Below are 26,319 nucleotides of genomic sequence, written 5' to 3'. Positions count from 1 at the left end.
TTAAAATTAGAATGTAGCTTGTAAACCTAAAGTAAATGTTCTTGTATTTGGATAAGCTCTAGCATCAATACCTCTACCTAGTAATGGATTTACGGGTGTTCTTAGGCCTGGTACTCCTGTATTTCTATTAGCTCTACCACCGTTTGTAGAAGAAACATCTGGATCATAACCACTATAACCAGTTATTACAAATACATTTTGCACATTAAGTGATAAGCGCATATTCTTAATCCAATCTATACCATTAATACCATCTTTAAAATTATATCCAATATCTAAATTTCTAAGTCTTAGATAAGAGCCATCTTCTACAAAGAAAGATGAAGGAGCTCTATTCCCAGCTGCATCAGATATGGTAGCTCTAGGAATATTAGTATCTGTATTTGTAGGTGTCCATGAATTTAACACATCGGTTAATTTACCACCATCTTGCCATAAAATACTATAATACCTTCCTACGTTATAAATTTCATTTCCTTGTACTCCATTAAAATTAAGTCCAAAATCAAAATCTTTATATTTTGCATTAAATGTAATACCATAAATAAAATCTGGTGTTGGGTCTCCAATATTTGTAATATCATCAGCATCTACTACACCATCATTATTTACATCTACACGCACAAAATCACCAGTTGCTGGGTTAACTCTATCTTCTACAACAAAACCAAAAAAGGCTCCGATAGGCTCATTAGCTGTGGTACGGTTTACAATACGCAAATCTTCATCAATTGCTGGTCCTAAGATAGGGTTTGGAATATCTCCTGCTCTACTCTCTAAGTTAAATGAGAAATTAGTCCCAACGGTATACGTAAAGTCTCCATCATTTTTACGATAATTAAAATCAAATTCTAAACCTTTATTCACCAAATCTCCTGCATTTCTTGTTACAGGTAAACTTACACCACTTGTGGAAGGCACATTAATAGCCACTAAAACATCTTCAATATTTTTAGAAAAATAATCAACCGTAAGATTCATTTTATTATCTAAAAATGCCATATCAAAACCAACATCAAACGTTTTAGAAGTTTCCCATTTTAAATCTGGATCAGCTAATGAGGTTTGCGCCAATCCTGTAGCTGTAGCTCCACCAAAACTTGTATTAGACTGGTTTGCTAAAAAAACGGCTTGGGTAGGGTAAAAAGTATCTGGAAAAGAACCTAATTCTCCATAAGAAGCACGAAATTTAAAATAGTTTATAGTTTCTGACTTCCAGAAATCTTCATCACTTATATTCCAACCAGCAGAGAAAGAAGGGAAATATCCAGTTCTATTTTCTTTAGTAAAACGAGAAGATTCATCTCTTCTAATCGTTGCAGAAAATAAATATTTACCATCATAACCATAGTTAACTCTACCAAAAAAAGATTGTAAAGCAGCAATATTATTCTCCCCTAGTAACACATTATCTGGACTCGCTGGTAATGCACCTACACTACGGATAACATTAGAGGGTGTTCCTTGTCCAAAAATTCCATTACTATTTTGTGTTTCTCTAAAAAAGGTGTAACCAGCAACTGCTCCTATTTTATGAACATCAAATTCTTTATTGTATGCTAAAGTGGGCTCAAAAAGCACATTCACATCTTCTTGTCTAAAATCTGTTAAATCATTAACATCATTAACATTTAAAACAGCATCTGTAGCACTCATAAAAAATGTTGGTGTAAATTGGTATGCATTTGTATTCGTATAATCTATACCAAAATTTATAGCTGCAGTAAAATCATCTGTAATATCATAATCTAATTTTAAACTACCATAAATAGTTCTAGTGGTTAGCAAATTATCTTCTAAACTTGCTAATCCAAATTGGTTTACACCACCAGGTCCATGAACTGGTAAATTAGGAGCTTCAAAACCACCTTCATTAGCTTCATTTCTCAATGCTAATGTAGGAACTGAAACGCCATCCCAACCAAACCAATTATTTTCTTGTAATTTCGTTTCTGTAATACCTACAGATTCCGTTAAAGAAAATCTTCCAAAATCTGATCTGCTATTGACTCTAAAATTTATTCTTTTAAAACCAGATCCTACCAAAATACCATCTTGATTAAAATAATTACCTGATGCAAAAAAAGAAGAATTCTCTCCTCCTCCGGAAATTGAAAAACCAATATCTTCAACAACAGCAGAACTTATTGACTCTTCTTGCCAATCTGTATTTACGCCATTAAAATTAACTCTGGTAGCATCACCATCATTTATAAAACGTTGATTTAAATAATCTGTATATTGTTGACCATCTATATAATCTAGTTTTTTACTAGCGGTTTCAAAACCATATCTAGATTCTAATTTTACTTCTATACCTCTATTTTTTATTCCATGGTTGGTTTTAATTAAAACCACACCGTTAGCGGCTCTAGATCCATAAATAGCTGATGCTGCAGCATCTTTTAATACCGAAATATCTTCAATATCTTTTGCATTTATAAATTCCATACTATCTACAAACAAACCATCAACAATAAATAATGGATCTGCATTACTTAATGAATTTACACCACGGATAAAGACATTGTTTCTAGCTCCTGGCGCTCCCCCTGGTGATTCTATCTGTACACCAGATAATTTACCCTGTAATGCAGTAGTGGGATTACCCGCTACAACATTTACAATTTCATCTCTTTTAATGGTTGCAACAGAACCAGTAAGTTCTCTTTTGTTACTTGTACCATAACCCACTATAACAACTTCGTTTAATGCTTGTGCATCTGGAAGTAATGTTACATTTACAACTGAACGCCCATCAATTGCTACTTCTTGAGTAGCAAAACCTATATAACTAAATACTAATGTGGCATTACTATCTACTCCATCTAAAGTGTACAAACCGTCAAAATCTGTTGTCACTCCATTAGTAGTTCCTTTTACAATAATGTTAACCCCCGGCAAAGGGCCTTCACTATCAGATACTGTTCCTGAAACAGTTACGGTTTGCGCACTCACAACACTTACAAAAAGTGTTAATACAAAACCAATAAACAGTTTTAGTGATCTTTTGTTCATAAAATTAATAATTAAGTTAGTAATTGAATCAAATTGAGTTAAAGCAAAAGAGAAATCGTGGTTTTATTATGCTATGATACTCTATGCTACAATACAAATGTAAGATAATTTTTATCATATCAAAATTTTATGTTAAAAATATTTTTATATTATTATTTTAAAGCTTTAAAATTAACATATATCTATTTCGATAAACAACCGTTAATTAGGCTCTTGCTGCATGTAGTTTTATCATAAAAGGTAAATCTCAAGGTAAGTCTGGACTTGATATAAGGAATAGGCAAAGGGATCGAGCATATTCAACAAAGATCACAATGGAAATGCGAGATGAATTTAAACTTAAAATTTTGAGTACATCTTTTAGAATTTTCAAAATTAAGTTTCATTAATAAAATTTGAGATAATTCTCAAAATTTTTAGTCTAAATAATTTGATAGGATAAAAACTAAAGCGAATTTCGTTTTATAAGGTTTAAAGGCATAATTTCATGAATAAGTTCTCCATGTTTTACATGTGCTGCAGCCTTTATTGCCATATCCTTAAAATTAGTTGAAATTGTAGTAATACCTCCAAAAACAATTTCTTTCACCACATGATCATTATGCGAAAGGATTCCTATTTCCTTACCCACTACATATTCGCTATTACGACAATCTCTTAAGAGATCCCATAAATAAGTGTCACTTATAAAAAAATAAATACTTCCTTTTTTAATCGTATTAGGTTTATAATGTTGTACAATCTTACCTGCTATGTTATATTCTTGGATAAACTTTTGAAAGGCTTTTGCGATACCTTTAGGGTAATCTGAATTTTCTTTAAAGAATAAAATAAACTTTTTATATTTTTTTATTTCTGGTAGTAAGGCTACTAATTTACGATATGTGTTTTCTTCAAATTCTTGAGAAATATAAGAGTATTCTTCGGGCATAGCCAAATACCTATCTACAATAAGTAATTTTTCTGAAGGAATTGTTTTTAGCAATAATTGCGTTTCAGGATTTGGTATTGGTGCTATAACATACTTACCATATCTCCCCTTTATATTGTTAAAAATAGTTTCAAATATCACACCATTATTATGATGAAAAAAAACATCTATTTGATATCTTTTTCCTAATTCTTTACGCAGAACATTATAAAATTCCTCTTGAAAACGTTGAAAAGAAAATAAAAGCAAAGCTACTTTTAAAGTTACTTTAGTGTCTTTACTAATTATAAAATACCCCTTAAGTCTTTTTGACTCAACAAGCCCTCTACCTTTTAGCTCTTCATAGGCTTTCACGATTGTTTTCCTTGCATAACCCAACTCGCTCACCATATTATTAATAGACGGCAATTGATCTCCAGTAATCAAAATATCAGTATCTATTGCCTCTATAATACCTTGAACTAACTGTTCATGTTTAGAAAGGGAATTAATACTTTGTAAACTTTTTATTTTGTCAATTAAACCCATACAACCTTGCCTTGAAGTTACAATAGTATAAAAATTATATTAATAACTCTTATTTGCATTTTCTATTTTTTAAATGACATCTAAAATTGATACGCTAACTTAACTGTAGTTCCTATTGGTAAAACTGGCACTACTACAAAACTTGCATCTGGATTAGCAGCAATAAATTCTGGTGTTACACCATTTGCACTTGCCCCAAAACTATTAGCACCAAAAAAGTTGGCTAAACCATCAGAATTAAAAAGATTTGTGACCAATACATCTACAGCTAAATTTTGACTTAAGCGATATCCTAGTCCTGCATTAAAAATACTATAGGCTGGTAATTGAAACGCATTAGCAACATTTCCTTCTCGTTCTCCGATATAGTTCCATTTAAAAAAACTATTAAATTTATTTTTCTGATATTCTACTCCTAAATTAAATAATATTTTAGGATTAAACGGAAGCTTATTACCCGAAAAGTCTACTATGGTATCATCTGCAATATCAACAGACCCAGCAGCGTTATATATCGTCCATTGGGTAGCAACTGCCCTTTGCAATACACCATTAAAGCGAAAGGTGAGAGAAGAAAATAGCGTATAAGCACTTTCCCACTCTAAACCCGTTGTTCTTGAATTATTGATTTGTACAGGTGTATAAAAAACACTGCCTGTATCTTGATCAGAAGCAAAATCTGCTAGACCAATATTTTTAAGCTGACTCCAAAATGCTGTCATTGTAGCTGAAAAATCGTTTTTATTGTATTTAAACCCTAGCTCAGCTTGCTTAATTCTTTGTACTTCTCCTTTTTCATTTATGGGCACATTGGTAAAATTATTGAAGTAATAATTCAATTCTGGCGCTTTATTTCCTGAAGAAAAACGAGTAAAAAGAACTGTTTCATTTCCTAACTTATAATTTAATGCTATTGAATAAGACACATAATTATAGTTAAAATCAAATTCATCTTGGTCTCCTGTTGGCATCAAAACCCCATTATCAAAGGCCGTTAAAGGGTTTCTGTCTAAACCACCTTCTTGTTGAAACGGAGCTGATCGATCTTTACTTCCCTTATGACTTATGGTTTCATATCGTAATCCAATATCAAAATGAAGTTTCTTATCAAATTTCCATCGGTCATTGGCAAAAAATGCAACTTGACTTACATCTGCTCTAGAATTATCAAAAAATAACCCACCATAATTACTCAATCCATTTTCATCAGACAAAGCCACTATAGGTTCTCCAGGATTTTCTAAGGTTACTTGCAACAATCTTGGATTGGGCTCAAAAGTAACATATGCAAAACTACCCTCCGTAAATAAGGAAGTATCCGAAAAACCAGACGCAAAACCTAAAGTTACATCATGTTTATCACTTTTCTTACGAATAGTGAATTGATTTATTAGCTCATCAGATTGGTTTTCTTTGTACCAAGCTGCTGTTCCCATTATAGCATCATTAGGGAGCACACCCGCTCCTATATATTCAAAAGATTCTCCTGCTAAAATTCCACTATTATTTAAGCGAGACAACTCATTCCCAGAGGCTACATCACGAAAAACAATTTGACCTATTGGAAACTGCGCTCCGCTTATAAAATAGGCCAACGGATTATTTAAAGACACAAACGCATTACTTATAGAAGTTTGCCAATTGGCACTTTTAGTTGAATATTTAATATTAAAATTAGCGGTCCAATCATTTCCTAAATCATGTAAAATATCCACTCCTAATACTCTATCCTGAGCATGTACTCCTTGCGAAGGATCAAAACTATTGGTACCACCTTCACTTAATCTTCTACCATCTGGCACATTCCCAGAAAAAGCAGGTAGCATTAATGCTGTAGTATTAAAATCTTGCCCAAAAGCTGCTTCTGGATTCTCCCAATTTACAGCTGATACACCTGTATATCTATTGGTAAAATCATCTAGTAACTTACCATAGAATTTAACAGTTCCTTTATTGTGCTTTTTGATTAAATTAAACTTTACTTGCCCTCCTTTACTAAAGGTAAAATCTGTATTTCTTGCTCCTTCATCTTTTCGATAATGGCCACCAATATTGTAATACCAATTATTTGGTAGTGATCCCTCTAAAATACCATCAATACGAAACAAAGGATTTCCTTCTCCTTGCAAACCTCCTTGCAGTTGAATTTCACCACCTAAACCTTCTCGGAGTCCTCTAGAAATAAAATTATAGATTCCCCCAGGCCCGTTTAAAGCAGTAATAGCAGCATTACCACCTCTAACAGCCTCTACTTTAGCGGTAGTAATATCTACTCTATGAAAAATATCTGGACTGTAATAAGAATGTTGTACTAAACTTACAGGAAGCCCGTCTTCCTGCAAAGAAATATAATACCAACCAATATCATCTTCCGCTGATGCTGAAATTCCTCTTGAATAAACTCGAGTAAAAACTTCTCCGGCTGATGCATCTACGAACGTTCCTGGAACTTCCTGCAACAATGCTGCTGTGCCCCTAGGAATATTCTGTTTGATTACTTTAGCACCTAAAGTAGTTACTGTAGTACTAGAAGTAAGCTGAAGGCGAGGTTCAAAATTACCAGTAACTACTATATTTTCTAAATTTAAAACATCATCTTTTAAAATAATAGAAAATGATATATCCTGAGAATCTACGTTTATAGTTTCTACATGTGTTTTTGCTCCTAAGTAGCTTATCTGCAACACATATTTTCCTGTACTTATATTTTGAAATTTAAAAACACCATTTAAATTTGTTGTGGTAAACTTATTTAATGGTTGCAAAGTAACATCTGCATTTGGCAAAGCTAGTCCACGCTCATCTTTAATATCTCCACTAACAGTTATTTGAGAAAAAATTGGAGAACAAATGAGAAGTAAAACAACAGTAAGAAACTTATTCATGAAGCAATTTTATGAAGAACAAATATAGCTATTCCATATAGCACCTCTTAGAATACAATTAAAAAAATAATGATGATTTTATATATTTTTAAATATGTAAAAAAGGAAGAAAAAGCGCACTGAAAACTAAAAAGGGTCATCAAAAGAAGATTTTCTTTAGAAATAACACTTTGTTTTATTAAGCCATATAATTTAACTCTTTTAAAGGATTGCTATCAAGTAAAGGCTTAATATTGAAGGGTTAAACGCTGGTCTATATTTCATAAGATTAGATTCTGGCAAGAGTAAGAAACTAATTATCAAATAGTTTGAATAGTTGCCAATAATGATTTAAGAGAAAAAAGTGGTTATTTAGATACCTGAGGACTATCTCATAAAATGTGTGAGCAAAAAAATAGTTGGAGCCCCAGCTATTTTTTGCTTTCAAAGGCATTTTTAGAAGTATTTCAACTAACTGATTTTCAATTTATTAATTGTGTTTTGGGTAAAATAAAACCCCGAATATGAGCATATACCTCTAAAAAATGCGGTATTATCTAAAATATACATGTTCCAGATAAGCGCATTTTCCAATTTCCAGCTCAGTGTTTCTTTTACCTCCCCAATCAAGGGTTCGAGCTGTTCCGCGACCGTTTCTCACAGGGCAATCTAGGTAGGATATATTCGGCCATACCTTGGGATGCCGTGGTCGATAGCTTTACCTTGGTGAACCGTAGGAAGGAACCCGTTTCAATCTTCGACACCCAGGGCAAACTGGCCTTGATGTTCCTTAAGCAATATGCCGCCTTTTCGGACAGGAGTTTAATCGAGCAGCTCAACAGCAACGTTGATTACCAGTTCTTTTGCGGGATACATCTGGGGCACCATCGTCTTATGAACTATAAGATCGCGAACGAGATCCGCTGCGAACTTGCTAAAAAGCTAGATATTGATAAGATCCAATGAACCCTGTTAGTTCATGATCCGCCCATATGGCCGATAGGCACAATATCGTGATGGATGCCACGTGCTATGAGAGTGAATTGCTACCCTACCGGAGAGAAGAGAAGCTGTTATGGGAGTGCGTAGAGTTGAGCCATCGCCAACTAAGGGCCGTTTGCAAGGCCTTGGGCAAGGATACCTCGTACCAAATACCTGAAATGGAAGAGACGCAACATATCTTATAGCAAACGCGGCGCAAGAAGAAGGGGCCGCATTGTCAGTATCTCCTAAGACTATCTTCGGCTTACCATGCGTGACAAGTAGATAAGGCCTATGAAATTTGACGCAAAGGTAAACAAATACTAGATCGATGGGATTGGCTTTATCGAACATCCGGGCTTTGAGGTCTTCCACGTAGGCAATCGCTTCCAAGATACCATCTTCAAAGCCCTAAGTTTGAAAAAGACCAAAACAAAGGTGGGCCTGGGCCAATTCCATTTACGCCGTCAAATATGGCATCAATGCCGATTTCAAGCAAAAGGAAAGAGCGGGCTAGTATGAGAAATAGCACAAACAGATGACCGCCATGATCACCAGGGAAAAGGCTACGCGTTTAGTGGGCAGCATTGGAAAGGAAAAAGAACATTACCATCTCAAAAAGATAAGGGCATGGATTAGGAAAACCGAAATATAATGGATACTCTTCGGTATCCATACCGCCAACGCCCTCAAAACCGGAAGGTGTATGGCCAAAGCATTGTAAAGAACGGCCTGAAAAACATGGCCCCGGGAACGTCCCCCAAGGGATACCTAGTTCCGAACATTTGCCAAATCGGGTTTAAAGCCATTTCACAAGAAAAATCAAGTCCAAATATAAAAAGCGCCTCTAAAATTATTTAAGGGCTGTTTTTAATCGATTCCATTTTGGCAAATGAGACTACTACTGAAAGTGCCTAGCCAATTTCAGCAATTACAACTTTTAAAAGCATATAGAAATAACTTAAATAGTGCAACCTATTAAAGAATTATTATATTGAACATCTTTTGTTAGTTTAATATGTTGAACTCAACTAATCCAAATTTAGGAGAATTTCTTTAAGAATACCGTTCCTTTAATAAATCCTTCATGTACAGGTTCACATCCCATTGCGAAGTAAGGGGCAGACCGGTAAATGGCATTTTTGTCATGTAGGGAAAAGGGCCAAACTCCGGCGTTATGGTCATGTCCGATGAATTAGCTTTCCTTTTTATATCAATGATAGAATCCCACCAAAATAAATGAGCATCCAATGTAGCTTGCCATTCGGGAGTTCTCGGGTCTGGAATTTGCGGACCCTCCTCAAACCCGACCCTGGCATGTATATGATCTGTTCTTTCAATAGCCAACTGCATGCTTTTAGTTTGGTCTTGTAACAAAGACTCTGCTACGGCGCACCAATGAGAGAAATCCGCCGTGATTCTTAAAAGTGGATTTTTTTTTAGGTATTTTGCAGTAATATGTGCTGCGAAACTAAATTTACCCCTGTGCGTTTCATGTAAGACTTTTACCCCAGTAGAATTGCTGATTTCGGAAGCTAATAGTAAAAACTGCATATTCTCTTCATATGAATAGTAATCCTTGCCACTTTGGATATTAACGAAAAGTGGATTAATGGAGCAAGCATTTCTTAAGTGTTCTTCATATTTCTTTATCGATGTATCAAAATCACCATCTATGACACCACCCCATAGAGCAATTATTTCCAGATCGAGTTCTTGAGCAGTTTGAACTATTAAATCCTTTGCATCTTGATTATATGGAAGTACTATTTCAGTACCATCATATCCAGCATTCTTTATTTTTCTCAAGAAAGAAATATAATCCAGATGTTCCGAACCCCAGTAGGGGCAAAAAAAATTAATCCTCATTCCTTATTTTGTTATATTAGGACTTTCTTTTCCCCTCGTCAGTATTGAAATCCAATACATCGGGTCTTACAAATGGTTTTGACAAGTCCGCTATCCCTTTATGGGCATATGGGTCTGTTCCTGCTACCATAAAAATATCCCTGAAATCCTGTGTAGTCTCCTGTCTTCCATCCTGATCCCAAGGCAACATGGACTCAGCACTGCTGTAATGGGAAACCAAAGCCCTTCTAAATCGTGTTTTAGAACGGTTGGAAAGAGACATATGGAACAAGTACCCATTGAATATGATGATACTACCGGCATCTACTTCTACCTTTATTAAATCCTTCTCGGTATACGGTTCTAAATTTAAAGTTTCCGTGTCGGCAAATTCATTATTCTCGTTTGGCACTCTCTTTCTAATAATTCCGTCTTTATGTGACCCGGGAACGACCCATAGGCATCCATTTTCTTCATCCGCACGTTCTAGAGCAAGCCAAACTCCTGTTAACGACCTGTCTCGGGTTGGAATAAAAAATTCGTCCTGGTGCCAAGATTGGCCTTTCTTTCCAGGAGCTTTTATAAACAGCATGGTTTGCAGACATTTAATGTTCGGGCTAACGAGTTGGGAAAGGTATTTTGCAATACGCTTATGGGCCGCTATATTCTTTATGACCGATGAGATTTTGTGAGGGAAATGGATAGCCACATACTTTTTTAGAATGTCTTCTTCTGCTAAATCAGCAATATTTTCAAGAGCTCCCTGTACTTGGCCCCTTTCACCACTAACTATGGCGGTTGCTTCATCCTGTAAAAGGGAAATCTTTTCATCGGAAATAACATTCTTAGCAATAAGAAAGCCATAGTCTCTATAAAAATTCAAATTCTCTTTGGTTAACTCTCCAGATGTGGTTGCATGTTTTAAATTCATGATGCTATTTTTAAATTGATTCTCTTACCCAAACCTTGAATGGGTTGTGTATTTGTCCAATTAAATTTCCTTCAATGACTTTTATTAGTCGTTCGCCCATTTGTTTGAAATCAGTCGATATTGTGGTAATTCCATTAGCCACAACAGATTTTAATCGCGTTTCATTATAAGAAACGATTCCTATATCTGTACCTAGTTTCCATTGCATTCTATGACTGTATTTAACAATTTCCGTAAGATCGTCATCGTTGATTACTAGAAAAACATCTCCTTTTTTAACTTTTTCAATGGATAATTTTGGGTGTATTTGATAAGGCATCCCAAATTGGTCACAAAAATTTTTGAAGCCTATTTTAAGTTCTTTGGGATGGTATGAAGGTTCAGGAAAAATGAATTGTACTCTATTATATTTTTGTATTTTGTCATTAATTTTTTTTAAACCATTAAAAATATCAAGGTGATATTCTTGACCTACGAAATTATAATTTTGATTTTGCCCATCATGTCTATCTAAGAGTATCAACTGATGGTCAGGAATTGCGGCCAGACATTGCCTCACTAATTCATTTTCAGGAAAAGGACTAATGGCATAGTGGGTAAATTTTCCAATAGACTCATAGACCAAACTTTGAAACATCTGAGGATTGAAATGATGAAAAAAGATTTGATAATCTCCATTCACTTTAAGCTGTTCGTTAATGGCTCGTACCAAAACTTCTTTATATGAAGTTAGTTCATCCAATAAAAGAAAAAGATTAATAGCAATATCGGTTCTTGATTTAGCGACAAAATAACCCTTTCCGTGAACTGCATTCACTATTCCTCTGCTTGTGAGGTCTTTGTACACCCTGATTCCTGTATCCCTAGAAACACCGTAAGTCTTGCGAATGTCGGCTAAAGAAGGTAACTGATCTCCTTTATGAAACACTTCATTGGCAATCTCCGCTTCAATATCATGAATGATTTTTTTAATTTTCGTAGTCATTCAACTGGTATGAACTGGTACAAATATATTTGTTTATATTTGAAACTCAAAATTTTAAATATTAAAAATGAATATTAGGTATGTTTTAGCAATAAGTATGGTTACGGCTATGGGGGGCTTTCTTTTTGGTTTTGATACGGCGGTAATTTCTGGTGCCAATCTATATATACAATCCTATTTTGATCTTGATCAATTTTCTTTTGGTTTTGTGGTAAGCAGTATGTTAATCGGTTGCGCCATAGGGGCTTTGGGATCGGGTAGGCCAAGTGCTATTTGGGGCAGGAGAAAAATGTTGATGTTGACTGCTCTTTTATTTGCCGTTTCCGCTTTAGGTAGTGCCTTGGCTACAACTACAACGACCTTCGTTATTTATCGTATGTTGGGAGGTCTAGGTGTTGGTGCGGCATCTATGTTGTCTCCGGTTTATATTGCCGAAGTAAGCCCTGCAGCGGTTCGGGGAAAGATGGTCTCCCTTAATCAATTGGCCATCGTATTAGGGGTTACTGTTGCTTTTTTCTCTAATTATTTTCTAAGCACCCTTCCAGATATAATAAATTGGAGATGGATGTTAGGTGTAGAAATATTTCCGTCTTTTCTTTTTTTCATCTTGCTAATATTCGTACCTGAAAGCCCAAGATGGTTATTTGCGAACGGAAAACCCCAAATTGCAAAAAAAGTATTGTATAAAATCAATGGAAAAGAAAATGCAATGCGCATCGAGAGTGAGATTATACAACACATGACTACGGAAGAACATAGTACTAAAGATTTTAAAACAACCTATCAAAAACTCCTGAAGCCGCATTTTAAAAAATTCACCATTATGGTAATTATTTTAGCGGCATTGCAACAATTAACGGGAATCAACATCATAATGTATTACGCTCCCAATATTTTTGAAAGTATCGGTGTTGGAAAATCTACGGCAATCCTACAAACCATAAGTGTGGGTATGATCATGTCAGTTTTTACAATCATCGCCATGTTCTTAATTGATAAAATCGGAAGAAAAAAATTGCTAAAATGGGGCGGTTTGGGAATGGCCCTTTCGTTATTCATACTAGGAGCATCATTTTCTCTAGGGCTTGCCCCTCCTTTTTTTATACTGATTATGATGTTGGTCTTTATTGCCTTTTTTTCTGTTTCTGCGGGTCCTGTTACCTGGGTATTGATCAGTGAGCTGTTGCCTAATGAAATAAGAAGTGAGGGTATAAGTGTGGCCACTTTTGTCCTTTGGATGACAAATTATATTGTCACCCTCACATTTCCAGTGCTTTTAGACACTTTTAAAGGCTCGTGGAGCGGAATTACTTTTGGACTTTACGGAATTTTTTGTTTGCTGATTTTCTTTTTTGCATCTAAACATTTAGTCGAAACGAAAGGAAAGACTTTAGAAGAAATAGAGAAATTATAGGTAAAATTTTAATTGCGGTTTTCTCATTGAAAGCGCATAAGTTGCTGTGATAGTTGCGTTTTTTTACGATATAAGAGGGCTAATTCATTTCCAATTACTCTTTGTCAGCAATTAGACTGAAAAGGATATGTTTTGTATGAATTAAAGGGCTTACGGCATACATCAATTAAAGGAAAAGATATAAGCTCGTTAAGCAATCGTATTTTAAATTATAGAAAGAAGAAGTTTTATAAAAAATCCAGATTTGGCAAAATCCCAGGGCATTGGAGGCTAAAGAACTTGTCGAAAGGCGACAGGAACAAACTATGCGCTATTTGTATGAAACGTTGAATAGATAATCCACATCTTATATCGGAACAATTATTTAGGAACCGAAGCTTCAAAGGCAATATAACAAAGTTTGTTTCTGAAATGGAGGACTAAATTTTGCAAAAAAGTCGCAACTACAAGAATTAAAAAAGGCTCTCACATCCGTGAAAGCCTTTGTTTACTAATGTGGGCCCTACTGGATTCGAACCAGTGACCCCCTGCTTGTAAGGCAGGTGCTCTGAACCAACTGAGCTAAGAGCCCTCATTTACTTAACGTATTCCATTAAGCGAGTGCAAATATAGCATAGTTTTTCTTTTACCCAAAAGAAAAAGAAAAAAATTCTAAACTATTTCTGCCACTATAAAAGTACTACCTCCAACATAAATAAAATCTTGTTTGCTAGCATTTTTAAGGGCAGATTTAAATGCCTTATGCACAGAAGTATAAGAAGTTCCAGTTAAACCAAATGCTATTGCTTGCTCCTTTAAAACCTCTACATCTAATCCTCTGTATACTTTTGGGCAACAAAAATAATAGTGTGCTTTTTTAGGTAAAAGTGGCAAAACCAAACTTAAATCTTTATCTTTTACAAATCCAAGAACAATATGCAAATTTCTAAAGTCTTGTTTTTTTATTTGCGCCATTACTAAAGAAAGTCCTTCTTTATTATGCGCCGTATCACACACCACAGTAGGTTTTTCTTGTAAAACCTGCCATCTTCCCATTAATCCAGTATTTTCAGATACATTTAGAAGCCCTTTTTTGATATGCTTTTCATCAATTACAAAAGATGTTAACTGCTGTAATGCCGCTATTACCCCTTTCACATTCTTAGACTGGTACTCTCCTAACAAGCTTGTTTTATAGGTTTCCGTTATGGCATCTTCTGCAAAAAACAATGCTGCTTTTTTTTCTTGAGCAACTTCTTTAAATATACTTATGATCTCATCTTGTTTTTCACTAATTACAACTGGAGTATTTTCTTTTATAATTCCTGCTTTTTCTAATGCTATTTTAGTTAGTGTATCTCCTAATAAATCGGTATGATCATAGCCGATATTTGTAATTAAAGAAACTTCTGGTTGTATAATATTGGTGGAATCTAATCTACCGCCTAAACCCACTTCAATGATAGCAATATCTATTTTTTGATCAGCAAAATATTGAAAAGCCATCCCAACCGTCATTTCAAAAAAAGACAAGTGATTGGTATTAAAATAGGTTTGATTTTCTGCTATAAAACGAACAACTGCTTTTTTACCAATGGTTTTCCCGTTAATGCGAATACGTTCTCTAAAATCTTTTAAATGTGGTGAGGTATACAAACCAACTTTATAGCCAGCTTCTTGTAGTATAGAAGCAAGCATATGGCTACTAGAACCCTTACCATTGGTACCCGCAACATGAATACTTTTAAATTTTTTTTCTGGATTACCTAAGTGGTTCGAAAAAGAAATAATACCGTCTAATTTACCATTAAAAGCATCTTTTCCTTTTTGTTGATACATTGGAAGTTGAGCAAACATCCAATTTAAGGTTTCCTTGTACGTCATACGAATTACTCTCGTAATTTAAAATCTACAACCACAAAACCTATTTGTTTACTAGGAGCATTAGCATCTGGTCTCCATTTGTGCGAAAGTGCTATTTGTTTTGCAGGTTGCAACAAACAAGGGTTCGGGTTATTTGTACCACGTACACCTGGTAATGCATTAACAACTTTACCACTTTGATCTACAGTTATTTTTACTACAACTCTACCCTCTTCATTGCAGTCTTGCTGCACTTTACTATTTCCTAAAAAGCTTCTACCTCCCAGGCCTGTACCTCCTTTACCATTCCCCGCTCCTGGCTTTCCATAATAGCTTGTTGCATACGGGTCTCCTTCTGGTTTACCTTTATCTCCAGCTTTATCATCATTTCCTTCACCTCCAGATGCTGTTCCATCAGAATTATTTAAACCACCCATAAGGGCATCTAACTTTTTCTTTTTAGCATCTTTTTCTCGTTGTATTTTTTCTTCTGCTGCTTTCTGTTCCCTTGCTAACTTATCTGCTGCAGCTTTCGCTTTTTTAGCTTCATTCTCTGCTTTACGTTTTGCTTCTTTTTGTTGTTTGATTACAATAGATTCTTCACTTTCTTGCGTAATTACTTTTTCAGTAGCAGGTGCTTTTACTTCTTCTGGAATTTGCTCTTTTACCTCTTCTACTTGCTCTTGCTGTTTTGGAGGTTCAACTTCTTTCTGTGGTGCAGCTTTAATTTTTTGTTTTGGTTGCACTTTACCTTTCCCATAATCAGTAGTACCAAAATTAACAGAAATTCCGTTTTCTTCTGGTGGATCTAAATAGGTTAATCCAATATAAAAAAGGAGTAATAGCAATGCACTCAACAAAGCTGTTGTTAGTGTAAAAGAGTTTCGCTTATGTTTTGTGTCTAGTATCGACATTATTTAGGACGCACAGCCAAAATAACTTTATACTTATTCTTATTAGCAATATCCATAACGCGTACCGCTTCTTTTATGGCTACGCTTTCTTCTGCTCTTAGAATAATTGTTGGGTTATCTTGCCCTTTCAGTGCTTTTTTTAGTTCAATTTCAATGTATTCTCCGTTAATCTTCTCACTATTAACAAAGTACTCTAGTTTCTTATTAATACTAACAGAAACATTTTGTGTGTTTGTGGATTTCCCTTTTGCCTTTGGAAGCAATAAATCTAATGCATTGGGAGAGTTAGATGTTAGCATAAAAAATACCAACAATAAAAAGACAATATCTGTCATAGATGACATGCTAAAGTCTGGACTAACCTTATTTCTACCTTTTAGTTTCATCTACAGAAATTAAAGTGGTTCGTTCAATAAATCTAAAAAGTCAACCGCATTAGCTTCCATTTTATGTACTACCTTATCGGTTCTATTCACTAAATGGTTATATCCTATATAAGCAATAATACCCACAACTAAACCAGCTACTGTTGTTGTCATTGCTGTATATATACCTGATGCCAATGATCCCATTTCTGCCTGACCACCGCTGGTTGCCATTTGATGGAAAGCTAAAATCATACCAATTACCGTTCCTAGGAAACCTATCATTGGTGCAGCACCCGCTACTGTAGCTAAAATACTAACATTCTTTTCTAATTTATATACTTCTAGCGTTCCTGCATTCTCAATAGCTGTATTAATATCATCTAAAGGCTTGCCTATTCTAGAGATTCCTTTTTCTGTGAGTCTTGCCACAGGAGAATCTGTTTGTGCACATAAAACCTTAGCAGCTTCTAGTTTCCCATTAGCCACATGGTCTCTTATCTGATTCATAAAGTTTCCATCTATTTTTGACGCTGCTTTAATTGCAAAAATGCGTTCAAAATAAATGTATAATGCTACAAATAACATTACAAAAAGCACACTGATGATAATGATACTACCTGTACCACCATTAACAATTAAATCTATTACAGAAAGTGTTTTTTCTTCTGATAGTGCTTCTCCTATTTGAGCCTCTTCAATAGGGTCTTGAAATAAAAACATATAGTGAATTGTGTTTTAGTTGTCTTTATAACGTTATTTTTCAAATAAAATTATCCGTGAAAAATAAAATCTCTCATTAGAATAAAAACTGCTGCACCTGCAACAAAACCAACTAGTGCCAACCATGCAATTTTTTTAAAGTACCAAAAGAAATCTATTTTTTCCATTCCCATAGCAACTACACCTGCTGCGGAGCCTATAATTAACATACTACCACCTGTACCAGCAGAATAGGCAATAAAATGCCATAATGGGCTATCTGTTGGCTCTGCAAACATCCCCATACTTGCTGCTACCAAAGGAACATTATCTATTACCGCTGAACCAACACCAAATAACATTACAACAATATCTGTATTAGGAATAGCTTCGTTTAAAGCACCTGCCGCATTAAATAAAATCCCTAAAGATTCTAAGGCAGCTACAGATAATAAGATACCTAAAAAGAATAAAATACTTGGCAATTCTATTTTAGATAAAGAATGATGCACTGGACTGTGGTGTCCTGCACTACTACTTCCATCAGACTCTCCATCTAAACTAGAAATACTAAACTTAGAACTACTGTATATTTCTGCAAATGTAGCTACCACTGCTAAAGATAACATCATACCAACATAAGGAGGTAAATGCGTTACCGTTTTAAAGAATGGCACAAATAATATAGCTCCTAAGCCTAAGTATAACATAGTTGCTCCAAAACGAGATTTTGGTGCCTCGTCATCTAAATCACCATCTATCTCACCTTTAAAAGCTTTAAATCTACTTGCAATTATAGTTGGCACCACCATACAGAATATAGACGGTATAAAAACATGTTTCACCAATTCTAGCGCACTTACTTTATCTGCAATCCATAACATTGTTGTGGTCACATCACCTATAGGAGACCAAGCCCCCCCTGCGTTTGCCGAAATAATAATCATACCCGCAAACCAAAGTTTTGTTTCTCTATCTCTAATTACTTTTTGCAGTATCGTTATTAAAACAATAGTTGCGGTAAGGTTATCTATAATTGCCGAAAGAATAAATGCTAAGATCGAAAACAACCAAAGTAATTTTCGCTTACTCTTTGTTTTGATAAAACCTTTAATCGTAGCAAAACCATCAAAATAATCTATAATTTCAACAATGGTCATTGCACCTAACAAGAAGAAAAGTATCTCCGCTGTTTTACCCAAATGATGCAATAAGGATTCTTCCATTAGATGCATTCTACCTTCATGGTCTAATGAAGGAAAAGTATCTACTAGGGCCTGCTTAGCAGAATCAAACCAATTTTCATAACCGTCTACTCCCAGTGCTATTAGTGCCCATAGTATCGCCATCATTGCTAATGCTGGGATTAACTTATCTATTTTTAAGTTATGTTCTAAAGTTATAGCAAGGTATCCTGCAAGAAAAACAATGACAATAATAGTCTCCATAGGTATGTAATTTTAATTTTTATATGAGTTGTTTCAACGCTATTTCAAAAGCGGTTTTACTTAAATTTTGTTTTGTAGCATTCTGCTTGTATACATTTAAAAGAGCATTTTTGATAATATCAGAAGTATCATTAAATATCAATTCGTCATCCATCGCTACTCTTCTTTCCATAAAATAGGCAAATACTCTTGCCATGCCACAATTAGAAATAAAATCTGGAATAAGACTTACGCGTTCATCTGTATATTCCATAATAGGGCCAAAGAAAATCTCTTTGTCTGCAAAAGGCACATTAGCACCACAAGTAATCACTTCCAAGCCAGTATCAATCATTTGACTAATCTGATCTTTAGTAATTAATCTTGATGCTGCACAAGGAGCAAATATTTCTGTTTTTAGATTCCAAATACGCTCATTCATTTCTTTAAATGAGATCATTTCATCCGAAACTAATGTATTACCCTCTTTATTTTGATATAGTTTTACAATTTCATCAAAAGAAAAACCGTTTTCATTAATAACACCGCCTTCTCTATCTATAATTCCAACAATTTTAGCGCCCATTTGAGCCAAATAAAATGCTGCTGCAGCTCCTACATTTCCAAATCCTTGAATAATAGCTCTTTTTCCCGTTACGCTTCCTCCATAAATGGTATAGTAGTGTTTTACTGCTTCTGCAACACCAAAACCAGTAATCATATCCGCAACTGTATATTTTTTAGAAAGATCTGGAGAATATGTGGTACTCTCAAGCACTTTTATTACTCCTAAGCGCAATTGACCAATTCTATTAATTTTATCAGCTTCCGTTGGCTTAAAATGACCGTTAAAAACACCTTCTTGGGGATGCCAAACGCCTGCATCTTCTGTTATTGGTATCACTTCATGAATCTCATCTACATTTAAATCTCCTCCAGTTCCGTAATAATTTTTAAGCAATGGCGCCACCGCATTATACCATCGTTTTAAAACTCCTTTTTTTCGCGGATCGTTTGGATTAAAGTTAATCCCAGATTTTGCACCACCAATTGGAGGACCAGAAACGGTAAACTTTACTTCCATTGTCTTAGCTAAAGACAGTACCTCATTCATATCCAAACCTTCACGCATTCTAGTACCGCCGCCAGCAGCCCCCCCTCTTAAAGAGTTGATAACGGTCCAACCTTCGGCTTCTGTTTCAGAATCTTTCCAATTAAAGACAATCTCAGGAGCTTTATTTTCATATAGTGCTAGTAATTCTTTCATAATAATGATTTATTCATAATTCATATTGACTTCATAATTCTAATTTAATTTCCTAAAACGAATTTTACATTTCCCCAAAAGGGGTTACTGTTGTCTCATAATTATATTTTAAAATCTATTGAAAATTTTACATCCAACAAATATAAAAATATTGTACTGCTTTAAAAGCATTTTAAATTTAAAGTATACATCAATTTATCAACGCCTATAAAGAACCATAGTTGTTAAAATATTCTTGAACTTTGCCAAGTTATTTTACAGATATCTTAATATTCATGTATCTTTACAGCAATTTATTATTTATATCGCATTACTATGGATTTTACATTGTCAGAAGAACAAATAATGATTCAACAAGCAGCAAGAGATTTTGCTCAAAACGAATTACTTCCTGAAGTTATTGAAAGAGATAACGAACAAAGGTTTCCAAAAGAGGAAATCAAAAAATTAGGTGAATTGGGGTTTTTAGGAATGATGGTAGACCCAAAATATGGAGGTAGCGGTTTAGACACTTTATCTTATGCTATTGCTATGGAAGAGCTTTCCAAGATAGATGCTTCTACATCAGTAGTTGTTTCTGTAAATAACTCCCTTGTTTGTTGGGGTTTAGAAACTTTTGGAAACGAAGCTCAAAAACAGAAATACTTAACCAAATTAACTACTGGCGAAATGATTGGCGCTTTTTGTTTATCTGAACCTGAAGCTGGTAGCGATGCTACATCACAAAAAACGACTGCAATTGACAAAGGCGATCACTATATTTTAAATGGTACTAAAAATTGGATTACAAACGGTAATTCTGCCGAAGTATACCTTGTTATTGCACAAACCGATAGAGAAAAAGGGCATAAAGGCATCAATGCTTTGATTGTTGAAAAAGGAATGCCAGGTTTTGAAATAGGCCCAAAAGAAGACAAATTAGGAATTAGAGGAAGTGATACACATTCTTTACTCTTTAATGATGTTAAAGTACCAAAAGAAAACAGAATAGGAGAAGATGGTTTTGGTTTTAAATTTGCTATGAAAACTTTAGGTGGCGGTAGAATTGGTATTGCAGCGCAAGCATTAGGCATTGCCGCCGGAGCATATGAACTAGCCTTAAAATACTCAAAAGAACGAAAAGCTTTTGGAACAGAAATAGCAAACCACCAAGCGATTGCTTTTAAATTGGCAGACATGCACACGCAAATAGAAGCTGCACGCCATTTGGTATATAAAGCCGCATGGGATAAAGATAATGGTAACAGTTATGAATTATCTAGCGCAATGGCAAAATTATATGCTTCGCAAGTAGCTATGGACACTACAATAGAAGCAGTACAAATTCACGGAGGAAATGGTTTTGTAAAAGAGTATCATGTAGAAAGATTAATGCGTGATGCAAAAATTACACAGATTTACGAAGGGACTTCTGAGATACAAAAAATTGTAATTTCTAGAGGCATTCTGAAAGATTAACACTTCATAAATAATACTAATAACAAAACACCCCTAAAAATTTAGGGGTGTTTTTATTTTATTTAATAAAAACCAATAGCACACCCCCCTATTTCAAAAATGTTTTAAAAACAAAAAATACACCAAACACTCTTATACCCTTTTTTTTAGAGGACTAGACCAAAAACAAATGTTAATATTATCATAATCTTAATTTTAGGTTTTCAAAAAATCATATTTACAGTTTTTATATACTTAAATCACAAAGGCTAGATTTTTTGTTGATTAAAGGTAACATGTACAAACTTTGATAAAAGAAAGTAATATTTTTGAGGAAAGACCACATTTATGAAGTTGAAAAAGCAAGGATTATACTTACCAGAATTTGAGCACGAAAACTGCGGAGCAGGGTTTATTTGTAACTTAAAAGGCGAGAAAAACAATCAAATTATACATGATGCTTTAGAAATTTTAGTAAAGCTAGAGCATAGAGGCGGTGTAAGTGCAGATGGAAAAACTGGTGATGGCGCAGGATTACTCATTGATATCCCTCATGATTATTTTAAAAGAGTATGCGATTTTGAAATTCCTGAACAGCGTAAATATGCAGTTGGAATGGTTTTTCTTCCTAAAACTAGAAATCAATACAACTACTGCAAAGCTGAATTTGAAAAAGAAATTACAGCACAAGGCCTATCTATATTAGGCTGGAGATCGGTTCCTGTAGATTCATCTCAACTAGGAGAAATTGCATTAGCTTCGGAACCTAATATTGAACAAATTTTTATAGCACAAGGTAATTTAGACGAGAAAACTTTTAGAGCAAAATTATATGCTGCTCGTAAAATTACTGAGCATGCCATTATAAATTCAAAAATGTCTGGAGGTAATTATTTTTACCTATCCAGCTTATCAAATACCACTCTTATCTATAAAGGTATTATAATGCCCGAAGATATTGGACCGTATTATACCGATTTACAACAACCAGATTTAGTAACTAGATTAGCCTTAGTACACCAACGCTTTTCTACAAACACAATGCCTTCATGGGAGTTAGCACAGCCTTTTAGATATTTATGTCAAAATGGTGAGATCAACACACTAAGAGGTAACGTCTCCAGAATGAGAGTTCGTGAAGAAATCATGAAATCTGATGTTTTTGGACCACAAATAGATAAGCTATTCCCAATTATTTTACCTGGGAAATCCGATTCTGCATCAATGGACATGGTTGTAGAATTACTAACACATACCGGACGTTCTTTACCCGAAATTATGATGATGATGATTCCTGAAGCATGGGAAAAGCACTCCACAATGTCAGAGGAACGCAAAGCATTTTACGAATATAATGCTTGTATTATGGAACCTTGGGATGGCCCAGCCTCTGTACCGTTTACTGATGGAGATTATATTGGAGCGCTATTAGACCGTAATGGATTAAGACCATCGCGCTATACCGTAACAAAAAGCGGAAAACTAATTATGTCTTCAGAAATTGGTGTTGTAGACATTCAACCAGAAGATATTGAAAGTCATGGGCGTTTAGAACCCGGAAAAATGTTCTTGGTAGACATGAACAAAGGACGAATTATTAAGGACGAAGAAATTAAAAGCAAAATAGTTTCAGAAAGACCTTATAGAGAATGGCTCGATAAAACAAGATTGCATTTAAAAGATGTTCCATATACAGGAACTACCTGCTCTATTGAAACCATAGACATTAAAACCAGACAACGCCTATTTAATTACACTATTGAAGACATTCAAGAAGTAATAGTTCCAATGGCGCAAGTGGGTAAGGAAGCATTAGGATCTATGGGGATTGACACTCCCTTGGCTGTATTATCTGACAGGTCTCAATTAATTCCTAACTATTTTAAGCAATTATTTGCACAAGTAACCAACCCACCATTAGATGGTATCCGTGAGGAAATTGTTACAGATATTAGCTTAAACCTAGGAAAAGACAGAAATATTTTTAGCATTACTGAAAGGCAGTGTCGAAAATTAAGAATCCAAAACCCTGTTATTTCAAATGCCGACTTAGAAAAAATTAGACATATTACTATAGAAAGCTTTAAAGCGGAAACTATTGAAATATTATATCCAAAAGCACAAGGTTTAAATGGCTTAGAAGATGCCTTAGAAAATATTATTACGCAAGTTGAAAAAGCCATAGAAAGAAAAACAAATATTATTATTCTTTCAGATAGAGGTGCCAATAAAGAATTTGCCCCTATCCCTGCCTTGTTAGCTTGCTCCTATGTAAATCATCAATTAAACCGATTGCGCAAGCGTTCTTATTTTGATATTATTATAGAATCTGCTGAACCGCGAGAACCACATCATTTTGCAACATTGTTTGGTTATGGTGCTAGTGCCGTAAACCCATATATGGTAAATGAAATTATTAGAGCACAGGTAAAGGAAGGTTTTATAACTGGAATGGACGAGCAAAAAGCAGTTGATAATTTCAATAAAGCTATTGGAAAAGGAATTTTAAAAGTGATGAACAAAATAGGAATCTCCACGTTACATTCTTATAGAGGTTCTCAGATATTTGAAATTGTAGGTTTTAACTCAGAATTTGTACATAAATATTTTCCTTATACCGCTTCTAGAATAGAAGGTATAGGGCTTTACGAAATTGAAAAAGAAATCACAAAAAGATACAAATATGCTTATCCAGAAAAGCACATAGACAAGCGCTTAGGCTTAAATATTGGTGGTGAATATAGATGGAGACGAAACGGTGAGCGCCATGTGTTTAGCCCTACTACCATTTCTAAATTACAACAAGCCGTAAGATTAAGCGACCAAGCTTCTTATGATATTTATAAAAATGAAATAAACGAGCAAGCAGAAAAGTTATTGACAATCCGTGGGTTATTTGAATTTAATAATTTAGATCCTATTCCATTAGAAGAAGTAGAACCATGGACAGAAATTGTAAAACGTTTTAAAACGGGTGCAATGTCTTACGGATCTATTTCTCGTGAAGCACATGAAAATTTAGCCATTGCAATGAACCGTTTAGGCGGAAAATCTAACTCTGGCGAAGGTGGTGAAGACAGAAGACGTTTTCAACCAGATGCCAATGGAGATAATAGAAACTCTGCAATTAAACAAGTAGCTTCTGGACGTTTTGGGGTAACTTCTCATTACTTAAGCTCAGCCCAAGAAATTCAAATAAAAATGGCTCAAGGCGCAAAGCCAGGAGAAGGTGGGCAACTACCAGGACATAAAGTTTTACCTTGGATTGCAGAAACACGTAACTCCACCCCATTTGTTGGGTTGATTTCACCTCCCCCACACCATGATATTTACTCTATTGAAGATTTAGCACAATTAATCTATGATTTAAAAAATGCAAATAGAGAAGCTAGAATTAATGTAAAACTAGTTTCAGAAGTTGGTGTTGGCACCATTGCTGCCGGTGTTTCTAAAGCAAAAGCAGATGTAGTATTAATTTCTGGCTATGATGGTGGAACAGGAGCATCTCCATTAACCTCGCTAAAACATGCAGGCTTGCCATGGGAACTTGGTTTAGCGGAAGCACAACAAACATTAGTGTTAAACGATTTACGTTCTCGTATTGTTATTGAATGCGACGGACAACTTAAAACCGGTAGAGATGTAGCAATTGCAGCATTATTAGGAGCTGAAGAATTTGGCTTTGCTACCGCTCCATTAGTTGCTTCAGGATGTATTATGATGCGTAAGTGTCACTTAAATACTTGCCCTGTTGGTATTGCAACACAAGATAAAGAACTACGAAAAAACTTTAAAGGCACACCAGAACACGTGATCAACTTCTTTTACTATGTAGCAAATGAACTAAGAGCTATCATGGCAGAATTAGGATTCCGCACAATGGATGAAATGATAGGGCAAACACAAAAAATAAATGCCAACAAAGCTATTAAACACTACAAAGCAAAAGGCTTAGATTTATCTGCAATCTTATACCAACCAGCAGAATATAATAGCTTAACATTAAGAAATACAGAAAAGCAAGATCATAATTTAGAGGGTGTAAAAGATTTTAAGATTTTAAAAGATGCACATGCCGCTATTTTTAGAAAAGTAGTAACACATCTAAACTACCCAATACAAAATACAGATCGTTCTTTAGGAGCTATTCTATCTAATGAAATCTCAAAAATATACGGTCACTTAGGTTTACCAGAAGATACTTTAAATTTAAATTTTAAAGGTTCTGCTGGGCAAAGCTTTGGTGCATTTGGTGCATCTGGGATAACATTTACGGTAGATGGAAATACTAATGATTATTTGGGCAAAGGTTTATCTGGAGCTAAATTAATTATTAAAAAACCCAAAGAAGCAGATTTTATTGCAGAACATAATATAATTATAGGTAATGTATGCTTATTTGGTGCCGTTAAGGGCGAAGCCTACATTAATGGTATTGCAGGAGAGCGTTTTGCTGTTCGTAACTCAGGAGCTACTGCGGTTGTAGAAGGCCTAGGAGACCACGGTTGCGAATACATGACAGGAGGTAGAATTGTAGTACTAGGAGATACAGGACGTAATTTTGCTGCTGGTATGAGTGGTGGATACGCTTATGTATTAAACACAACTGGAAAATTCACAAATGGTTTGTGTAATGAAGAAACTATAGATTTTGACCCTATTAGTAAAGAGGATGCAGTGGAGCTAAAAGAGCTCATCACAAAGCATGTAACTCATACAGATAGTAATAGAGGAAGGGAAATATTAGCAGATTGGGAAACCCACTTAGCTAATTTTGTAAAAGTTATGCCTAAAGAATATAAAGCTGCTTTAGAACGCATAGCAAATGAAGAACCAATGGTTGAAGAATTAACAGTAGCATAATT

The 26,319-nt window shown here is 34.8% G+C and carries 16 protein-coding genes and 1 tRNA gene; 4 read left to right on the top strand and 13 right to left on the bottom strand.

All coding sequences use genetic code 11. The features are described from left to right. Positions 1–6: 6 nt before the first annotated feature. The 3 genes from ACZ451_RS09220 to ACZ451_RS09210 form a co-directional block, all read right to left on the bottom strand. Entirely contained in the window at positions 7–3,018 is a 3,012-nt protein-coding gene (locus ACZ451_RS09220) for a SusC/RagA family TonB-linked outer membrane protein (protein WP_464216824.1), read from the bottom strand. 445 nt (positions 3,019–3,463) lie between these two features. Next, positions 3,464–4,477, bottom strand: a complete 1,014-nt coding sequence (locus ACZ451_RS09215; RefSeq protein WP_464216823.1) for a GntR family transcriptional regulator — start codon at positions 4,475–4,477, stop codon at positions 3,464–3,466. Between the two features lie 80 nt (positions 4,478–4,557). Beyond that, a complete protein-coding gene (locus tag ACZ451_RS09210) occupies positions 4,558–7,362 on the bottom strand; it encodes a TonB-dependent receptor (protein ID WP_464216822.1) in 2,805 nt (934 codons plus the stop codon). A gap of 543 nt (positions 7,363–7,905) precedes the next feature. Between ACZ451_RS09210 and ACZ451_RS09205 the strand changes: the two genes are divergently transcribed. Continuing rightward, on the top strand, positions 7,906–8,307 hold the full coding sequence (locus tag ACZ451_RS09205) for a transposase (protein ID WP_464216915.1): 402 nt from the start codon (positions 7,906–7,908) through the stop codon (positions 8,305–8,307). Between the two features lie 1,071 nt (positions 8,308–9,378). Here the strand turns inward: ACZ451_RS09205 and ACZ451_RS09200 are convergent. From ACZ451_RS09200 to ACZ451_RS09190, 3 genes are read right to left on the bottom strand one after another with little or no spacing between them, the layout of a single operon-like run. After that, a complete protein-coding gene (locus tag ACZ451_RS09200; protein ID WP_464216821.1) occupies positions 9,379–10,191 on the bottom strand; it encodes a sugar phosphate isomerase/epimerase family protein in 813 nt (270 codons plus the stop codon). Positions 10,192–10,207: 16 nt separating this feature from the next. After that, a complete protein-coding gene (locus ACZ451_RS09195; protein ID WP_464216820.1) occupies positions 10,208–11,101 on the bottom strand; it encodes a phytanoyl-CoA dioxygenase family protein in 894 nt (297 codons plus the stop codon). 10 nt (positions 11,102–11,111) lie between these two features. After that, positions 11,112–12,086, bottom strand: a complete 975-nt coding sequence (locus tag ACZ451_RS09190) for a GntR family transcriptional regulator (protein ID WP_464216819.1) — start codon at positions 12,084–12,086, stop codon at positions 11,112–11,114. Between the two features lie 67 nt (positions 12,087–12,153). Between ACZ451_RS09190 and ACZ451_RS09185 the strand changes: the two genes are divergently transcribed. Beyond that, positions 12,154–13,500: a sugar porter family MFS transporter gene (locus ACZ451_RS09185; RefSeq protein WP_464216818.1), complete on the top strand. Its 1,347-nt coding sequence runs from the start codon at positions 12,154–12,156 to the stop codon at positions 13,498–13,500. Positions 13,501–13,996: 496 nt separating this feature from the next. Here ACZ451_RS09185 and ACZ451_RS09180 read toward each other — a convergent pair. From ACZ451_RS09180 to ACZ451_RS09150, 7 genes are all read right to left on the bottom strand, one after another. Next, positions 13,997–14,071 (bottom strand) — tRNA-Val (locus ACZ451_RS09180). Positions 14,072–14,151: 80 nt separating this feature from the next. Beyond that, a complete protein-coding gene (locus tag ACZ451_RS09175) occupies positions 14,152–15,363 on the bottom strand; it encodes a bifunctional folylpolyglutamate synthase/dihydrofolate synthase (protein ID WP_464216817.1) in 1,212 nt (403 codons plus the stop codon). Positions 15,364–15,368: 5 nt separating this feature from the next. Continuing rightward, entirely contained in the window at positions 15,369–16,256 is an 888-nt protein-coding gene (locus ACZ451_RS09170; RefSeq protein WP_464216816.1) for an energy transducer TonB, read from the bottom strand. Continuing rightward, complete coding sequence (locus tag ACZ451_RS09165; protein ID WP_464216815.1) at positions 16,256–16,642, bottom strand: ExbD/TolR family protein; 387 nt, start codon at positions 16,640–16,642, stop codon at positions 16,256–16,258. The genes ACZ451_RS09170 and ACZ451_RS09165 overlap by 1 nt, the downstream gene beginning before the upstream one ends. Before the next feature lie 9 nt (positions 16,643–16,651). Beyond that, the gene (locus ACZ451_RS09160; RefSeq protein WP_464216814.1) at positions 16,652–17,344 is read right to left on the bottom strand and encodes a MotA/TolQ/ExbB proton channel family protein; all 693 of its coding nucleotides are present in this window, start codon (positions 17,342–17,344) and stop codon (positions 16,652–16,654) included. Positions 17,345–17,394: 50 nt separating this feature from the next. Next, positions 17,395–18,771, bottom strand: coding sequence for a sodium:proton antiporter NhaD (gene nhaD, locus ACZ451_RS09155; RefSeq protein ID WP_464216813.1), 1,377 nt, complete (start codon positions 18,769–18,771; stop codon positions 17,395–17,397). Positions 18,772–18,790: 19 nt separating this feature from the next. After that, complete coding sequence (locus ACZ451_RS09150) at positions 18,791–20,017, bottom strand: Glu/Leu/Phe/Val dehydrogenase dimerization domain-containing protein (RefSeq protein WP_464216812.1); 1,227 nt, start codon at positions 20,015–20,017, stop codon at positions 18,791–18,793. A gap of 315 nt (positions 20,018–20,332) precedes the next feature. Here ACZ451_RS09150 and ACZ451_RS09145 point away from each other — a divergent pair, with 315 nt between their 5' ends. After that, positions 20,333–21,475, top strand: a complete 1,143-nt coding sequence (locus ACZ451_RS09145; RefSeq protein WP_464216811.1) for an acyl-CoA dehydrogenase family protein — start codon at positions 20,333–20,335, stop codon at positions 21,473–21,475. A 327-nt stretch (positions 21,476–21,802) separates the two neighbouring features. Further along, a complete protein-coding gene (gltB, locus tag ACZ451_RS09140) occupies positions 21,803–26,317 on the top strand; it encodes a glutamate synthase large subunit (protein ID WP_464216810.1) in 4,515 nt (1,504 codons plus the stop codon). The last annotated feature ends 2 nt before the right edge of the window (positions 26,318–26,319 follow it).

Source organism: Allocellulophaga tsushimaensis, assembly GCF_055383085.1.
Note: the sequence above shows the minus strand (reverse complement) of the source record. Positions and strands in the feature narration are given on the sequence as shown.

What these genes read in the sequence shown, in the direction of transcription:
- ACZ451_RS09190 (WP_464216819.1), bottom strand. Translation starts at nt 12,086, where the DNA reads ATGACTACGAAAATTAAAAAAATCATTCATGATATTGAAGCGGAGATT.
- ACZ451_RS09165 (WP_464216815.1), bottom strand. Translation starts at nt 16,642, where the DNA reads ATGAAACTAAAAGGTAGAAATAAGGTTAGTCCAGACTTTAGCATGTCA.
- gltB (WP_464216810.1), top strand. Translation starts at nt 21,803, where the DNA reads ATGAAGTTGAAAAAGCAAGGATTATACTTACCAGAATTTGAGCACGAA.
- ACZ451_RS09200 (WP_464216821.1), bottom strand. Translation starts at nt 10,191, where the DNA reads ATGAGGATTAATTTTTTTTGCCCCTACTGGGGTTCGGAACATCTGGAT.
- ACZ451_RS09215 (WP_464216823.1), bottom strand. Translation starts at nt 4,477, where the DNA reads ATGGGTTTAATTGACAAAATAAAAAGTTTACAAAGTATTAATTCCCTT.
- ACZ451_RS09195 (WP_464216820.1), bottom strand. Translation starts at nt 11,101, where the DNA reads ATGAATTTAAAACATGCAACCACATCTGGAGAGTTAACCAAAGAGAAT.
- ACZ451_RS09185 (WP_464216818.1), top strand. Translation starts at nt 12,154, where the DNA reads ATGAATATTAGGTATGTTTTAGCAATAAGTATGGTTACGGCTATGGGG.
- ACZ451_RS09160 (WP_464216814.1), bottom strand. Translation starts at nt 17,344, where the DNA reads ATGTTTTTATTTCAAGACCCTATTGAAGAGGCTCAAATAGGAGAAGCA.
- ACZ451_RS09175 (WP_464216817.1), bottom strand. Translation starts at nt 15,363, where the DNA reads ATGACGTACAAGGAAACCTTAAATTGGATGTTTGCTCAACTTCCAATG.
- ACZ451_RS09210 (WP_464216822.1), bottom strand. Translation starts at nt 7,362, where the DNA reads ATGAATAAGTTTCTTACTGTTGTTTTACTTCTCATTTGTTCTCCAATT.
- ACZ451_RS09145 (WP_464216811.1), top strand. Translation starts at nt 20,333, where the DNA reads ATGGATTTTACATTGTCAGAAGAACAAATAATGATTCAACAAGCAGCA.
- ACZ451_RS09170 (WP_464216816.1), bottom strand. Translation starts at nt 16,256, where the DNA reads ATGTCGATACTAGACACAAAACATAAGCGAAACTCTTTTACACTAACA.
- nhaD (WP_464216813.1), bottom strand. Translation starts at nt 18,771, where the DNA reads ATGGAGACTATTATTGTCATTGTTTTTCTTGCAGGATACCTTGCTATA.
- ACZ451_RS09220 (WP_464216824.1), bottom strand. Translation starts at nt 3,018, where the DNA reads ATGAACAAAAGATCACTAAAACTGTTTATTGGTTTTGTATTAACACTT.
- ACZ451_RS09150 (WP_464216812.1), bottom strand. Translation starts at nt 20,017, where the DNA reads ATGAAAGAATTACTAGCACTATATGAAAATAAAGCTCCTGAGATTGTC.